9 protein-coding genes are annotated in these 16995 nt (G+C 66.8%); all 9 read left to right on the top strand.

Going from position 1 to position 16995, the window contains the following annotated elements:
• Window positions 1–118 precede the first annotated feature (118 nt).
• The 9 genes from J8F10_RS29330 (at window position 119) to J8F10_RS29370 (ending at window position 16991) form a co-directional block, all read left to right on the top strand.
• The gene (locus tag J8F10_RS29330) at window positions 119–877 is read left to right on the top strand and encodes a YHS domain-containing protein (RefSeq protein WP_210660002.1); all 759 of its coding nucleotides are present in this window, start codon (window positions 119–121) and stop codon (window positions 875–877) included.
• A gap of 190 nt (window positions 878–1067) precedes the next feature.
• Window positions 1068–2720 (top strand): DUF1800 domain-containing protein, encoded by a 1653-nt coding sequence (locus J8F10_RS29335; protein ID WP_210660003.1) that lies wholly within the window; start codon window positions 1068–1070, stop codon window positions 2718–2720.
• A gap of 114 nt (window positions 2721–2834) precedes the next feature.
• The gene (locus tag J8F10_RS29340; protein WP_210660004.1) at window positions 2835–4247 is read left to right on the top strand and encodes a DUF1501 domain-containing protein; all 1413 of its coding nucleotides are present in this window, start codon (window positions 2835–2837) and stop codon (window positions 4245–4247) included.
• A 294-nt stretch (window positions 4248–4541) separates the two neighbouring features.
• Window positions 4542–6512 carry a hypothetical protein gene (locus tag J8F10_RS29345; RefSeq protein WP_210660005.1) on the top strand — a complete coding sequence of 657 codons (1971 nt, stop codon included), beginning with the start codon at window positions 4542–4544 and terminating at the stop codon, window positions 6510–6512.
• A gap of 100 nt (window positions 6513–6612) precedes the next feature.
• Window positions 6613–7890, top strand: a complete 1278-nt coding sequence (locus tag J8F10_RS29350; RefSeq protein ID WP_210660006.1) for a glucuronyl esterase domain-containing protein — start codon at window positions 6613–6615, stop codon at window positions 7888–7890.
• Window positions 7891–8229: 339 nt separating this feature from the next.
• Entirely contained in the window at window positions 8230–9711 is a 1482-nt protein-coding gene (locus J8F10_RS29355) for a TIGR02996 domain-containing protein (RefSeq protein ID WP_210660008.1), read from the top strand.
• A 79-nt stretch (window positions 9712–9790) separates the two neighbouring features.
• A complete protein-coding gene (locus J8F10_RS29360; protein WP_210660011.1) occupies window positions 9791–11725 on the top strand; it encodes a hypothetical protein in 1935 nt (644 codons plus the stop codon).
• Window positions 11726–11800: 75 nt separating this feature from the next.
• Window positions 11801–13390, top strand: coding sequence for a glycosyltransferase family 87 protein (locus tag J8F10_RS29365; protein ID WP_210660013.1), 1590 nt, complete (start codon window positions 11801–11803; stop codon window positions 13388–13390).
• 172 nt (window positions 13391–13562) lie between these two features.
• Entirely contained in the window at window positions 13563–16991 is a 3429-nt protein-coding gene (locus J8F10_RS29370; RefSeq protein WP_210660015.1) for a hypothetical protein, read from the top strand.
• Window positions 16992–16995: the final 4 nt, after the last annotated feature.

Consider the following 16995-nt stretch of genomic DNA (forward strand, 5'->3'; position numbering starts at 1 on the left):
TGCCCGCGCCTTCGCGCGGGCTTTCTTTCTTTCACCTGTTTGAAATCACTAGTCGTCCGCGTCGTCATTCCGGAGAACCACACCGGGGACTCCGTCGTTTTCACACCAGGGAGCCGGTATGCTCGCCGCGATTTTGCTGTTGGCACACTGTGTCACTTTTGACCACACAGTGACTCAAAATGATCCAGCGCCGAGTGACCAGTGCGACCCGGTGAAAACGGCTGCCCCCAAAGAGGCGCTCCAACCGTTTAACGTGTTAGTCGGTTCCTGGAAGGGAAGCGGGATGCCCGAGGGCACGAAGGAGGAGCGCGCGGCCGGGGCGTGGGAAGAAACGGTCGCGTGGGAGTGGAAGTTCAAGGAGCAAGATGCGTGGCTGGCCGTCGCGTTCGCGAAGGGCAAGCACTTCACGAAGGGCGAACTGCGTTACACGCCGGACAAAGACGCGAAGGGCGCGGCGCCGCGGTTCACGCTCACCCTGACGGCCCCCGACAAATCTACCGCCACCTTTGTCGGGGGGCTAACGGACAAAAACAAAGTTCTCACGCTCACTCGTACCGACGGCCCGGCCACCGAAGAACAGCGGATCGTTTTCAGCCTCCTCCACAGCAACCGTCACCTTTACCGATTCGAGACGCGCCCGGCAGGAACGACGGTCGCCTACAGCAAGAAGTACCAGGTGGGGGCGACCAAAGAGGGCGAACCGTTCGCGGCCACAACGAAGGGGCCGGAGTGCATCGTGAGCGGCGGGCTGGGCACGATGAAGGTGAGCTACAAGGGCAAGGACTACTGGGTGTGCTGCTCCGGGTGCCGCGACGAGTTCAAGGAGAATCCGGAAAAGTACATCAAGGAAGCCGAAGCGAAAGCGAAGAAGCAGTAGCTCCAAAATTCGCGTCCCCGGTTCCGAATCACAAGATCAATAGCCGACGCGAATTACTCGGTTTCGGATCGGGACTCGAAAGCGGGAACTTGTAACTTGGAACTTGAAGTCCGCCCCGCGGCGGCAATAATGCGGTCGCCTGTCCGATCCTCCTGCCGGCCATTTGCCGGTTGCTTCTCGGAGCGCGCTCATGGCGGATGCCCTCTCCTCCGATTTGACCAAAGTCGATCCGAGTGAAGCGTGGAAGCCGTGGAAACCAGCCAGCGGCGAGTGGAACCGCAAATGGGTTTCGCACCTCTACCGCCGCGCCGGGTTCGGCGCGACGCCCGCCGAAACGGACAAGGCGATCGCTGACGGTTTAAGCAAGACGCTCGCGCACTTCATGACCGGCGACCCGGACGCGGCCGACCGGCTCGAGCTGCTCACCGAAACGGGCAAGTACTACACCGAGCCGGTGAACCTCCGCGTGTGGTGGCTCTACGCCATGACCGAGGGCGGGCACCCGCTCCGCGAGAAGCTCGCGCTGTTCTGGCACAACCACTTCGCCACGAGCTACGCGAAGGTGCGCAGCACGAAGCTGATGTACGAGCAAAATGTCACCATTCGGAAGCACGCACTCGGCACGTTCCGGCCGTTCCTACTCGACATGAGCAAGGACACGGCGATGCTGGTGTGGCTCGACTCCAACCGCAACGTGAAGGGCGCGCCCAACGAGAACTACGCCCGCGAAGTGATGGAACTGTTCTCGCTCGGGGTCGGCAATTACACCGAGAAGGACATTCAGGAAGCGGCCCGCGCGCTGACCGGCTGGCACCACGACGCCGAGGTGCAGAAGTTCGAGTTCAACCGCGAACTGCACGACGACGGCAACAAAACGATCTTCGGCAAGACGGGCAAGTGGAGCGGCGAGGACGTCGTGCGCCTCTGCTGCGATCAGGGCGCGTGCGCGAAGTTCCTGGTCTCGAAGCTCTACGCCTTCCTCGTGAGCGAAACGCCCCCGCCGAAGGCGCTGGTGGCCCCGCTCGCGGACCAGTTCCGCAAGTCGGATTACGACACCGCGGCCCTCGTGAAGACGATCCTCGGGTCGCGGCTGTTCTTCAGCGAGCACGCCTATCACAAGCGCGTGAAGTGGCCCGTCGAGTGCGCGCTGGGCGCGGTCCGCAGCGCGACCGGCGAGCGCGTCCCGCTCGCGGACGTGGTCGATCCGCTCTCGAAGATGGGGCAGGCGCTGTTCGCCCCGCCGAACGTGAAGGGCTGGCGCACAGGTACCGACTGGCTGAACAGTGCGACGCTCCTCGCGCGGAACAACTTCGCGGAGAAGGTCGCGGTCGGTGACTGGAGCCGCAACGGGCGCGGGCGCCCGCCGCAACAGTTCGGGTTCGTCGCCGAGCCAACGAAAATCGACGAGCCGAAGCCGGTGGACACGGCGTCCGCGCCCGCACCGGAAGCGAAGCACGACGTCTGCACCACGATCTTCGCCGCGAATCCCAAGGACGTTGCGGCGGTCGTGACGCAAATGAGCACACTGCTCTACGGCGAAGCCGCTGCGCCCGCGCAGGTCAAGAAGCTGGAGACGTTCTTGCTCACGCCCGGCCCCACCGCGGGTGCAGCACCCGTGGCCCCGAAGGGACCGAAGCCGAAGAGTAAGGGGCCGACCCCTCCCGAGACCAAATCGGCGGACGGGACAAAGACCAAATCGGAACCCGAACCCAAGCCCAAGAAGGCGGAGCCGCCCAAACCGCTCGATCCAAAAGACGTGAAGCTCGATTCGCCGGAGTTCAAGGCGCGCGTTCGCGAAGCCTACCACGCGATGATGTGTCTACCGGAATACCAACTGAACTAGGGCGAACGGCCGGTGTGAGCCGGCCGGTGGGCACTGGCGCCCCTCTTCGCTCGCGTGTCTCACCAGCCGGCTCACACCGGCCGTTCGCCCAATCCCTTCCACCGAGGTTCGCCAATGTCTACCCGACGCGACTTCCTGAAGACCACCCTCGGTGCCTCGAGCCTGCTGGCCGTCGGCGGGGTGGTGCCGGAGTTCCTCGCCTCGACCGCGCGCGCCGCGGAGAAGGAAGACAAGAAGAAGGACACCATTCTCGTGGTGATCGAACTCACCGGCGGGAACGACGGGCTGAACACCGTTGCGCCCTACGGCGACGACCTCTACCACAAGGCGCGCCCCACGCTCGCGTTCGGCAAGAAGGAGGTGCAGAAGCTCGACGACTACCACGGCCTGCACCCGCGCATGAACGAGCTGAAGCGCCTGTACGACGAAAAGCGGCTCGCGGTCATTCAGGGCGTCGGGTACCCGAACCCGGACCGCTCGCACTTCGAGAGCATGGACATCTGGCAGCTCGCCGACCCGAAGCGCGGCCACACGAGCGGCTGGCTCGCCCGCAGCATCCCCGGTATGAGCGTGAGGGACGCGGGCGTCCCGGGCATGTACCTCGGGAACGAGCGCCTCCCCGTCGCGATCCAGGGTGCGGACGGCGGCGTCATCAGCCTCGCCGACCGCGCGAGTTTCAAGCTCCAACTCACGGGCAACCAGGCGAACCGCAAGGCGCTCATCGAAGACTTGAACGGTGAGAAGGACACGGGTAAGGCCGACCTCGCGGCGTTCGTCCGCAAGCGCCAGCTCCAGACGTACACGAGTTTGAAGAAGATCGACGACGCGCTCCGCGAGGCGGGCGGCAGCGGCCAGGGGCGAACCAATGAGTTCGTGGGCGGCCGGGTGGTGCAGCGCGACCCGGACGATCTCAACACCCTGAGCGGCAAACTCGGCCTCGTCGGGCGGCTCATTCAGAAGGGATTGGGCACGCGCATTTATTACGTCCAACTCGGCGGCTTCGACACGCACTCGGGTCAGGCCGAGATGCACGCGAAACTGCTGGGCGAACTTTCCACGTCGATCGGTAACTTCTTCAACGGCTTGCAAGCCGAGCACTCGGAGCGCGTCGCCGTGATGACGTACTCGGAGTTCGGGCGCCGGGTGAAGGAGAACGGCAGCCGCGGGACCGACCACGGCAGCGGGTCGTGCATGTTCCTGGCCGGGTCGCAGGTCGTCGGCGGGCTGGTGGGCAAGCACCCGAGTCTCTCGGACCTCACCGACGGCGACATCAAGTACCACACCGACTTCCGCCGCGTGTACGCGACCCTGCTCGACGACTGGCTCGAAGTGGACAGCCGGGGCGTGCTCGACGACAAGTTCGAGAAGCTCCCGCTGATCGACCGCAAGAAGAAGGCCCCGGCCGGTTCGGGGCCGAGTAAATCCAATAACCCGCTCCCGCCCGGTGCGCTCCCGGACGACCCGACCGCGCCGGGAGCGGGCGCACCTCCGGTGAAAGAGGACGTGCCTCCGCCGGTGGAGAAGTGAATACGGCCCGCGTTGCTCCGTTCTGTACCCCGAAGGGGTTGTACATCGGAGCCCAGGGTCGCGCTGCGCACCCTGGGAATAAAGGGCCGGTGTCGTCGTTGGGTTCCCGGTTCGCGTTCCGGTCGTCGCACCGTTGACGCTTCGCTGGGAACAAAGGGTGGTTGCCGTCGGTGGGTTCCCAGGGTGCGCGGCGCGACCCTGGGCTCCGATGTGCAACCCCTTCGGGGTAAATACCAAAACACTCCGGCTGAACGCTCCCCTCACTAAACTCACCTCATTTACTGAGGATCGCACATGCCCCGCTCGTTCGCGCTAGCGCTGGTCGCGCTGGCCTTCGCGTCTCCCGCGTTCGCGGCGGACGGGTCGCCCGCGTCTGATACCGCACCCGAGCGGCTCCTCCCACCCACCACGCAGTTCTTCGTGCGCTGGGACGGCACCACGGCACACAACGAAGCGTACAAGAAGTCCATCTGGGGCCCGGTGATGGCGGGGCCGACCGGGGACAGCGTTCGCGCGCTGGTCGCGATGGGGCCGAAGTTGCTCGGGGCGTCCGTTCTCGCCGATCCGCTGCTCGATGGTAAGTCGCCGGCGGAACTCAAAACGAACCTCGTCGACCTGAAATCGGCCGAGAAGCTCATTGAACTCATCGCGGATAAGGGCGTGATCGTCGCCGGGGAAGTGCGCGAGCCGGCGCCGACGATTAAGGGCGTGGGCGGCGCGCTCACCGGGCTGTTGGGCGGAAAACTGCCCAGTGCGGCCGCGATCCTGCCGGACGCACAAGTGATCGTTATCGTGCCCGACGTCGGCGATAAGGCCGAAGTGCTGTACGGCTCGATCCGGCTCCTCATGCGGAAGGGCGAGAACCAGGTCGAACCGTTCGCCGCGAACGGGCGGAAGGGGTTCCGGTTCGTCGTGCCGCAAGAGGGCGCGCCGCCGTTCCCGGTTCATTCCGCGTGGTGGGTCGAGGGCAAACACTTCGTCTTCTACACCGGCACGCGGCCGGTCGAAACCGTGATGACCGAGATGACCGCGAACGCGGCAAAAGGTGGCGTCACCGGTCACCCGCTGTTCCAGCGCGCCCTGAAGACGAGTGAGTTCGAGACGATCACGCGCGGGTTCGTGGACACCGGGAAGGTCATCGGGCTCGCGAAGAGCCTGGCGGGACCGTTCGTGCCCGGGTTGAAGGAGCGGCTCGACGGGATCGGGATCGGCGGGCTGAAGGCGATCGTTTTCACCTCCGGGTTCGACGGCAAAGAGTCGCGCGCGGTGTACGAGTTCGACGTGCCCGGCGAGCGCAAGGGGCTGGCGAAGGCGCTCAAGAACGCTCCCCTCGGGGCGACCGACCTGCCGCCGATGCCGCCGGACGTGAGTCGTTTTTCCGCGCTCCGGCTCGACCCGGCTTCGACCTACGACGCGGGCCTGGGTCTCATCGAATTCCTCACGATGAACGAGGAATTCGGGGTGGAGGACGAGGTCAAGAAGAAGGGCCAGGCGGACGTCATCAAGGCGCGCAAAGACTTCATGGCGCGCGAGGTGGACAAGTTCCTCGGCATCTCGATGAAGGACGACCTGCTTCCGCACCTGGGCGACAAGTTCGTGGTGTACCAGAGCCCGGCGGAAGGGCTGTCGGTGTTCGGCACCGTGATCTGCGTGTCGTGCAAAGACCCGGCGAAAGTGCGGGCCGCGACCGACCGCATCCAGCGCGCTCTCGAGGCGATCGCGAACAGCCCGATCAAGGTGCGGAAGAAGATGGTGAAGGGCGTGGAGGTGCGCGAGTTCTACGCCCGCGGGTTCGGCGTCGTCACGCCGACCTACGCGATCGTGGGCGAGTGGCTCGTGGTGGCCGCGCACCCGCAAGCGGTGCAGGGCATGATCTTCCGCGCGAAGGGCGATCTGGAACAGTGGAAGCCGGACGCCGAGACCGCCAAGCGCCTCGCGAAGATGCCGCAAGACGGCTGCGGGCTCCAGTTCTGCAACCCGAAGTCCACCGTACAGAACCTGTGCTGCGTCGGGCCGCTGCTGGTCAGCACGCTCGGGCTGCGGAACCAGTTCAGCGAGAACAACGAGACCGACTTCGACCCGATCGATGTGGGGATCGTCCCGAACGGGCACGAGCTGAGTCGGCACCTGTTCCCCAACCTCACCGTCACGCGCGACGACGGCAAAACGATCCGCGTCGAGGTGAATGAGTCCTTCAGCCTGCCGCTGGAAGTGCTCGGGGTGGAGCCGCTCATCATCTTAAGCGGGTTGGGGCTGGCGTTCTGACCGTTGCGGGCGCGGGCCGGGTCGGATACTGTGCGGGTCGGGGGCAGCCCCGGCCCGCTTTTGTTTTGGACGGAATGCCAATCTCGTTGGAGCGCGTCCCATGCGACTCTCCCTCGCCGGCCTCGGAATCCTCATCATGAGCGTCGTCGCCACCCCCGCGGACTTGCCGCCGCCGGACAAGTTACCCTCGGTCGCAGGGCTCCCGGACGTGTTGACCATGCGCGACGGCACCAAGATCACCAGCAAAAAGGACTGGGAAGAGAAACAGCGGCCCGAACTGAAGGAGCTGTTCCAGCACTACATGTACGGCCGCTACCCGCACTTGGTGGAGCCCGTGAAGGTCGTGGTAACGGGGAAGGTACTGTTCGAGGACGCGAAGGCGTTCGACGGTAAGGGCACGCTGCGCGAGGTAGAGGTCAGTTTCAGTGAAGCGAGTTGGCCGAAGATTTATCTGCTGATCGCCGCACCCAACGGGTCGGCGCCGGCCGCGTGCTTCGTCGGTCCGAACTTCGGCGGGAACCACTTGCTCACCGCGTCCGACAAGGTGCGCGTCCCGACCGCGTGGGTTCCGGCGAACTATCCCGGTGTGGAAAAAGGCACGAACAAGGCGACCGCAGCGGGCCGCGGGAAACAGGCCGATACGTGGCCGCTACAGCAGATCGTCGAGAAGGGCTACGCGGTCGCGACGTTCTATTGCGGCGACATCCAGCCCGACCGCCCGAACGTGCGCGAGGGAATGCGGGCCACGCTGCCGGTCCACAAGGACGGCGGGCCGATCGACGAGACGGCGACCGTCATGTGGTGGGCGTGGGGCTGTCACCGCGCCGTCGACTTCCTCGTGACCGACAAGAGCATTGACGCGAAGCGCCTCGCGGTCGTCGGGCACTCGCGGCTAGGCAAGACGGCGCTACTGGCGGGGGCGTTCGATGACCGCATCGCGGTGGTGATCCCGCACCAATCGGGGTGCGGCGGGGCCGGCCCGAGCCGCAGCAAGAACGAGAAAGCGGAACCGGTGAAGCGCATCACGACCGTGTTCCCGCACTGGTTCTGTGCGAACTTCACCGCGTTCGGCGACGACACCACCAAGATCCCGTTCGACCAGCACGCGCTCGTCGCGATCTGCGCGCCGCGCCCGGTACTCCTCACCAACGCAGAAGACGACCAGTGGGCGAACCCCAGCGGTCAGTTCGACGTGCTGACGGCCGCCGCGCCCGCGTACAAGCTCTACGGCGACACGAAGCCGGGCGCGGATAAAGTGCCGGAGCAGGGGACGTTGAGCGCCGACCGCCTCGGCTACTTCATTCGCGCGGGCAAGCACAGCATGACGCCCGACGACTGGAAGGTGTTCATGCAGTTCGCCGACAAGTGGCTGAAGTGATGCGAATAGAGGTCAGAGGTCAGAGAACAGAAATCAGAGAATGGGGTAGGGCGAACGGCCGGTGTCAGCCGGCCGGTGATAACTCCCGCCTTGGGGTGCCTCGACACGGGATGCGCGCATTGACGCACGCTTGGGGTGTTGGTCCGGCGCGCGGCTTTTAGATCCGGTTGATAAAGAATGGCAGCCGCTCGCCGAACAGCAAATACCAGCAGTTTGCGGCGCGCCCGCTCAAATGCCCGGCTCCCGAAGCCGCGCGAGCTGAAAATGTTAGCCAATGTTAGCCGTTCGGACCCAAACTGTTGTGCCCCAAGTGGTTTTGTCTGTTTCTGAGTTCACTTCATGCTCTCGGACCGTGACGCTCTGTTAGCCGCAGTTCGGGCCACCTCGGAAGAGGACACGCCGCGGTTGGTGTTCGCGGACTGGCTCGACGAGAACGGCGACCCCGACCGCGCCGAGTTCATCCGGTTACAGTGCGAGTTCGCGCGCTTCGCCGACGAGGACTGCGACAGCTACGCGATGTACGCGTTCTTGCACAAGCACTATTTCCCCGGCCTCATCGCGACCGACTGGACGCGGATCGACGCGGGCGTTCACCGGCTTGTTGTGCTCGCGATGCGGGCCAACGATCTACTGAGGCAGCACAGCGCCCGGTGGCTCCCGAAGGTACCGAAGAAGTACGAGGTGGAGATCGATGAATTCGACCGCGGGTTCCCGTACCGCGTGCAGTTTAGTGGTTTGCGAAACTTGCCCAAAAGCGCGGATTTGATTCGCACATCCGTTCCGGCCGTCACACTCAAAAGTGACGAGTTCACGGGTCGCGTCGTCGAGCAACTCGCCGATGTGGGGTTGCTCGACCGAATGAGCGCGCTGGAATTCACGGGCGAATGCGCGTCGGGGTTGCGCGAACTCGGTAACCGCCCCGAAGCGGCTCGTATCCGCGCGATCGCGACGCGCCACGGCGACGCAGAAGCGGTCGCGTCGGCCCTGGCGGAAGCGCCGAACTTCACCGGGCTCCGAACGCTCGATATGTCGACCGCGTACACGAGTGCGGCGGCGGCCCAAACACTGTTCGGGGCTAAGTGCCTACGCACGCTCCGGCGCTTGTACCTACGCGGGCGCAACGATTGGTACGCGGACACCCTCCGCGCACTGGGCGCCGGCGGGTTCACGAATCTCACCTCACTTCGCATTGAGCGCGCGGGATTGGACGATGACGCGGCGGAGGTGTTGGCCGCGTGCCCCGACCTCTCGCAGTTGCGCACCCTCGATTTGTCCAACAACCGTATCACCGGGAGCGGGGCTACGGCCCTGCTCTGTTCACCGCACCTCGCGAACCTCGTGAACTTGTGCCTGGACAGAAACCCGTGTACCGGACTGGACGCCGAGCGGCTGGCGGCGGCACCACGAGCGGCGCTGCGGATGCTCCACTTTCACGGGTGCCGGCTCCGGGTCGCGGACGCGCGGGCGCTCGCCCGCAGCCCGAGACTCCGCACGCTCTGGTACCTCGACATCGACAGCAACAATTTGGGTGCGACCGCGGTGCGCGAGCTGGTCCGCGGGTTCGGGACGTGGTGCCCGCCGATCCTGTGGCTTACGTACAACCGGATCGACGACCGTGGCGCGGAAGCGTTGGCGAAATGGAAGGGCGCGTCCGCGCTCAGTGCGCTGCACCTGAAGCACAACCCCCAAATAACTGATTCCGGGGTGCGGGCCATGCTCGATAGCCCGAATCTGGCGAACCTGGACGTGCTCTGCGTTTCCACGAGCGGCGAAATAGAGGAGCGGCTCCGGGCGCGGTTCAAACACCCCGACGGCTACTGACGCCCGCTGGTGTGCGGCGCGCGCACCTCATATTCTGTTCCCGTACCCTCTCCCGTTTCCCACCCGTTCGCGCACCTCAATGATTGTTCCCCTGTGTTGCCCGTGGCGGTCGGTCTGGTTGGCGCGGGTCGTCGCGCTCGTTGCTCTGGTCATCGGTGTACCGCTGTTCCTGCGAATGCCGCCGTGGTGCGACATCACGCTCTACCAGATGGCGGCGCGCAACATCCTCAACGGCGGTACCCACTACCGGGACATTTTCGACACCAACCTGCCCGGCTTCGTGTGGCTGCTCACGGTCATTCAATGGGTGTTCGGCGAGAGCGTGGTCGCGGTGCGGGCCGCGGACCTGCTCGTCGTTTCGGGAATCGTGCTCCTCATTGACCGGCTGGCGAAGTGGGGTGGCGCGTCGCGCGCGGCGCGGTGGTGGGCGCTCGCGGGCGCGGCCGCGTTCTACCCGTTCACGGTGGAAATGTCGCACGCCCAGCGCGACACCTGGATGGCGCTGCCGGCCCTCGCCGCGGTCGCGCTCCGCGTGCGCCGCGGGATGGGGCGACCGACCTCTCTGTCTTCCCTTCGCCTCTCTTTCTTCGAGGGCGTGTTGTGGGGCGCTGGTGTGTGGATCAAGCCGCACATCGTGATAATGGCGGCCGTTGTGTGGCTACTTACCGCCCGGCGGATCGCGGGCGAGTACCAGCGCCCGTGGCGCGCTGCGGGTGCCGATTTCTTGGGCAACCTGATCGGCGGCCTCGCCCTCGGGCTTGCGGGGCTCACCTGGCTGTTCGCGACTGGCACGTGGGAGCCGTTCATTGAAGTGTTCACGCAGTGGAACCCGGGCTACTGGGATCTGGTGATAATCGAATTCGACATGCGAACAGAGCAGCAGCTCCACTGGTTCCCGCCGTGGAGCCTCGGGATGCTCCTGACCGTGCCGCTCGCACTCGTGTCGGTGCTGGACATGGCCCCGTGGTCGAGCCGCGCGGCCGCGACCGCGCGCCCCGATCGCGCGGGCACCGTCGGGCACTGGCTCCCGCGCCTCATGTGGGACAAGCAGGCCGGTGCGGACGCGCGGTTCGCACGCGGGGTGCTGGGCGCGCTGTACTTCGCCTGGGCCGCGCAAGCCTTCTTCCTCCAGCGCGGGTTCCAGTACGCACACATACCGGAAACGCTCCTCATGCTGGGCGTGTGGGCCTCGCACCGGTGGGCGTGGACGCTCCTCGTGCTACTCTGGCTCACGGTGACGACGAGCGCGTGGTTCCTGGCCGAGCACGACGCGGCCGTTCAGGGCGAGTTGAATCGCATTTCCCCCCAGGAGCGCGAACACTACGTTCCGCGCCACCCGATCTTCGCCTCCGACCGGCTCCGGCTCTGGCCGCAGTGCTGGCGCCCGGACCTGGGCGACGCCCAGCGGTACGCGATGTGGGACCGGCTCCGACTGCACCCGCCGCACGAAGCCGTGATTAGCTGGGAAGAGATCAACGAGGTCGTGACCTTTTTGCACGGTGAGGGCGTGGGCGACGGCGAGGTGATCGCGTGGTTCGATTCGCCGCACGCGGCGTACTTGCTCCTGAACAAGAAGCCGGGCATGCGCTTCATGCACGTGTATACGGCCATTTCCATCGGGTACGATAAAAACCTCGAGGACGGGCGCGTGAAGGTGATGCGCGAACTGGCCACGAAGACGCCGAACGCCCGGTTCGTTATCAACGATCTGGAATGGGTCGCGCTCCCCGCCAAGTCCGAGGAGCAGCGCGCGGCGCTCATCGGCCCCGCGCGCAACCCGCCGCACGACTTGCTCCCTGTTAACACCCCGTACCCCACCGAGTTCCCGTTCAACCAACCGACCGTGTTCCGCACGCGCAACGGCCAGGGGCGGTACGTGGTTCACAAACTCGTGACCCGCGAGAACTCCCCCAAAGCACCGTGGTTGATCGAGTCCGGGGCACGGGCCGTCGTCCAAGACGTGCAGCGGGCCGGGGCACGGTCCGCCGTCCACGACGCCCTCGTGCCCAAGTAGCCGCGCCTTCGGGTTGACGGCGCGCGGGCGCTTCCGGCATCATCTCGCCTCCTCGGTCCCGCAGGAGGCGGATTCGTGCGCGTGTTGTCCTATTCGCGGTTCACAACCTGGCTCCGCGTCACTTACACCGTGAACCCGCGCGGGCCGCGGATCGCGTTCCTCGCGATACTGACCGCGATCGTGATGCTGATGAGCGTCAAGTACGCGGCCAAGATCGCCAAACCGGGCGACACGGGTCAGCAGAGCCGCTCCGCGTTCCTCCGCTGGCGGCAGATGGTGAACGGTGTGTTCGCTGGCGAGAACATTTACGTTGGTGTGAACGAGTACCCGAACCCGCCGATCATGGCGGTGCTGCTGCGCCCGTTCACCGCGCTCCCTCCGGTCACCGGCGCGCTCGTGTGGTTCTACACGAAAGTGCTGCTCGCGGTGCTGGCCGCGGTGTGGGTGTTTCGACTGTGTGGGGGAGCTAACCGGGAACCTACCCCCCCGTCCCCCCTCCCTAAAGGGAAGGGGGAGCTGGCGCGCGCATCCGCTGTGCTTGGAACAGCGTCGCACACGAGCGACGATTCTTTCTCCCCCTTCCCTGGCAGGAGGGGGGCCGGGGGGGAACCCGTGGGGGGTTCTCCCTCACAAGAGGCGAGGGGGGCCGGGGGGGTAGGTTCTGCCCAGGGCGTTGGGAAGGAACTCGCCCTTGATGTCGCCCGCGCGGTCGCGGTCGTGTTGTGCCTGCCGCCGCTACTCGGCGATTTGTCGCACAATAACGTGAACATCTTCATTCTCTTCCTGGTCGTGGGCTGCCTTGAAGCGTTTCGGCGCCGACTCGATACGCTCGCGGGCCTGACGCTCGCGCTCGCGATCGCCTGCAAAGTGACGCCGATGCTGTTCGTCGCGTACTTCGCGTGGAAGCGGTGCTGGCGGCTCCTCGGTGCGACGCTCGTCGGTCTGGCGCTCTGGCTCGCGGTCGTGCCCGGCCTCACCTTCGGCTGGGACCGCAACCGTGAGTTGCTGGACGGCTGGTACTCCCTCATGATCGAGCGGCCGCTCTTGAAGGGCGAAATCACGACCGAGCACCCGAATCAGGCGGTGACCGGGTTCGTGTACCGGCTCTTCACGCACAGCCCGTCCTACATCGTGTACCCGGACAACATCCCGACGCCGGCCGAGTACCACAACCTCACCGACATCGGGCGCCCGGCCGCGTGGGTCGTTGTCAAGGCGCTCACGGCCGGCTTCGCGCTCGCGGTCGTGTGCTTGTGCCGGTGGCCGGTTCGCCGCCCGACCGATGTGCGCCAGGGCTGGCGGTTCGCCGCCGAGTGCGGGCTGATTTGCCTGGGCATGTTGCTGTTCAGCGAGCGCACCTGGAAGCACCACGCCGTCGTGCTGTTGCTCCCGTTGGCCGCGCTCGCTTACGCCGTCGCGGTCGTGGAATTACCGCGGCGCGTTCGGTCCTTCATCACCGGTGTGTTGGTCGCGTCGTTCGTGTTGATGGCCGGGCCGGGGCTGCTCGGGGGCCGCGGCGCGGACCTCGCGATGGTGTACGGCACGCACACCATCGCGTTCGTATTGCAGGCGGTCGCGGTGGGGGTGCTCCTCGCGTGCCGGTCGGACCGCGTGAGCGGTGTGTGCGGGTCGCGCAGTGCCGCGCGTGAAACGATTCCCATTTGACAGGGCGGAACGGCTGCGGGGTTTGGGTATACTGAGCGAAGATAGCCGCATTCGCTCGTGTGGTGTGCTTCTACCTCGCCCGCTTTTCCGCGTCGGTTCCTACGCGGGACGAGTGCGGGTCGGGGCACCTCACGAGCGAAGATCGCGTCGCGTTCCGCTCCGGGTGCCACCAATGCCGACACGCAACCGCCACCGGTCGCTCGCAGGCGCGTTCGCCCTCGCGGTGCTGGTGACGGGAACGGTCGCCCTTTCTGCTCAGCCGCCGGGAGCGGAATCGCTCAAGAAACCTGCAGATTCGACCAAGTCCGAGAAGGGCGAGAAGGCCGACAAGTCGGATAAGGCCGACAGCAAGCCGCTCATCGTAAAGCTGCCCGACGGCACGTTCCTCTGGCTCGGTTCCGCCGAAGGCGGGGAGCGCGTCACCCTTTCGCCGCAAGAGTTCCAAAAGCTCCTCGATCGCGTGGACCAGTTGAAGAAGGAACTGGCCGCGCGCAAGCCGACCGCGCCGAGCGAGTGCGCGATCCGCGGGCGCGTGGAGAAGCGCGGCGAGCAACTCGTCGCCGCGCTCAAGCTCACCTACAAGTTCCGCACAACGCAGGCGAATACCGCGGTCGCGCTCGGCGGGCGCAAAGCGTTCCTGGTCGGCGCCGCGCTCGACGGCGCGAAACTGCCCGTGCTCGATACGACCGACGACGGGTTCGCGGTTCTGGTGGAATCGGCCGGCGATCACGCCCTCGTTCTCGACACCGAAGCGCCCGTGACCGCGCGGGTCACGAAGGCCGAAATCGGCTTCGATCTGGGGCTCCCGCGGGCACCGATCACGACCTTCGCACTCGACCCGCCGGGCGGCGACGTGAAGCGCGTGACCTTGGTCACCAAGACCCCGGACCAGGCCCAACCGCGGCGCGCGACCGTGGACGTTAAGCAACTCGCTCCGAAGGGCAACGAACCGGGTCTCCCGCTCGGCGCGGTGGAATCGCTCGAAGTGAACTGGGAGCCGCCCGCGTCCGTCGCACAACCGGCCGATCAAGTTCAGAACGCCGACATCGATGTAACGGTGCTCCTCACCGACGGGTTCGTGGAGTCCACGGCGAAGATCAAGGTCCGCGGACCGGCCCGCGAGTGGAAACTGGTCGCGCCGGCGGCCGCCGATGTGAGTGTGGATCGCGTCGCGGTGGTCAGCGGCACCGGGCCGACGCAGCAACCCGTTGTGAGCAAGCCCGGTGACCCCAATAAGCCGGTGTGGAAGATCGAATTGCCCGCCGGTTCGACCGGGGGCGACTGGGTCATCACTGCCGTGGTGCGCCAGGCCCGACCGAAGACCGGCACGACAAAAGCCGCGGCTTCGCCAATCGGCCCGTTCGCCGTGCTGGATGTGCTCAAACAGACCGGCACCGTGAGTGTCAAGGCCGGTCCGCACACGCGGTTCGTGTTCAAGCACGGCCCGGACCTGCGCCGCGCGGAACTTCCCAGCGCGCCCGAAGACGACGTGAGCGCGGCACTGTTCCGCCTCACGACCGGCCCCACCGGTACGACACCGGTCAACGCGCCGTTGCTCACGGTCGAAGCGTGGCCCGTTGAAGGCGCGGTCCGCGTGCGCCCCGTGTACAAGCTGGAACTGACAGAAACGGGCTGGAAGGTGCGCGCCGAAATTGCGGTGAAGCCGATCCGCACCGAGGTGGACGCGATCACGATCGATGTGCCGGCCGAGTGGCGCGGACTGGAGTCGGAGTTCGACCCGGAAACCGTGCAGGGCGTGAGCCCGGGGAAGGTCGAGGGGGCGTGGGGGCCGGTCACGGTGCGCCTGGCCAACGCGACGAAGCAGCCGTTCAATGTGGTGCTGCTCGGGACGATCACCGTTCCCCCGGGCGGGCGCGAGGTGACCGTTCCGTTCCCGCGCTACCCGAAAGCCGTGGAGCGCGACGCGATCGTTACCGCGACGGTCCCCGAGGGACTCGAGGTGCGGGGAGCCGGGCGCGGGTGGGAGGGCGATCAGCCCGCCGCGTGGGGCGCGCCGCTCGCCGCCGTGCCGGGCGCTGACGGGAAAGTTCCGAAGGCCGTCGCCGCTGTAACCGGGAAGGCCGAACTCGGGTTCTCGCGCGCCGTGCTCAACTGGCAGCCGTACCGCCCCGACGTCGCGGCCGAAATCAAGACCGACGTGACCGTGGGCGAACGGCAAGTCGTGGTGAAGCAAGAGTTCCACCTGCGCTCCGGGGACGGGCTCCCGAAGTCGATACGGTTCCGCGGCCCGGCCGAAGCGTTCGGACTGAGAGCGGTTCCGGCCCTGGATTCCGTAGCGCCCGGTGTGTGGACGTACTCGCCCCCCGACGCAAAAGAAGCCACCCTGAGCGTGAGCTTCGCGCTGCCGCTGCCGGCCCAAACGGACGGGCCGCTCGCGCTGCCGGTCGGCTTGTTTTGGCTCGCGGACGCGGCGCGCACGGAGACAAACGTCCGCGTGTGGGTGAGTTCCGTCACCGGGCGCACGGTGAGCACCAGCGCCCCCGGTTGGCGCGAGCTCCCGCCGGAAGCCGTACCGGAGCGCGACACGTTGCCCGCGCTCACGCTCGCCGCATCAGCCGAGTACCCGCTCGCGCTCGAGGTGCGGCAGGCGGCCCCGGAATCGGCGGTGGCCGTGTGGGTCGAGCGGGCGCTGATCGAGGCCGGGGCGACCGAGGACGGGGCGGTAAACTACCGGGCGCGGTTCCGGCTCGCGCGCTGGCTCGCTCCCGCGATCGAGGTGTGGCTGCCGGGCGCGATCGGCCCGAACCCGACCGCCCGTATCGACGGCACGGGCGCGGCACTGGTGCCGGTCGGCGACGCGGACGGCGGGCGCCGGTTCCGGGTGAATTTGCCCGACGTCCCGGGCGGCCGGGTCACCGTTCTGGAGGTGCAGTACACCCTCCCCGGTTCGCGGCAGGTACTCGGCGAAACGGCCTACCAGCCCCCGCGGGTGCTTTCGGCCGCGTACTCCGGCCCGGTTCGGTGGCTCGTCACCGAGGCGTCCGGTTCCGCCCCGTTCCTCTTTAGCGACCGCGCGCGGCCGGAACTCCGGTGGCGCTGGCGCGGCCCGGTTCTCGCGCCCACGGCCGTCCCGCGCGCCGATCTCGAGCACTGGTTCAACTCCGGTGGCGAACCCGACGCGGGCGGGCTCACGCCCGTGCAAGAAGGTGAACCGCTCGTGGCCCGGCAGAACGCGCCGGACACGTTGCGCGTGGCCCGCGCGCCGTGGACCGCGCTGGTCATCGTGTGCTCGCTGGTCGTGTTCCTCGTCGCGCTCGTGCTGACGCGGTTGAACGCGGTCGCGTCCGGCCTGGTCGTCACGCTCCTCGGTGGGGCGTTCGGGGTCGCGGCGGTGTTGTACCCGCAACCGGCCGCGCAAGCGGTCGCGGCCGGTCAACCGGGGCTGGTGATCGCGGTACTCGCGCTGGGGGTGCAGGCGGTCGTGCGGTGGCAGGTGCGCCGACGGGTGCGGTACCTCCCGGGCTTCACGCGGACGGCGCCGGAACCGGCCACCGGCACGATGGCCCATCCCGCGCCGGCGTCGGTGCGGGCGCGCCCGGGCAGCACGGGCGCGCCCGCACCAACGGGGAGCGGCTCGTAGCTGA

This window comes from Gemmata palustris (assembly GCF_017939745.1).
GTDB lineage: Bacteria > Planctomycetota > Planctomycetia > Gemmatales > Gemmataceae > Gemmata > Gemmata palustris.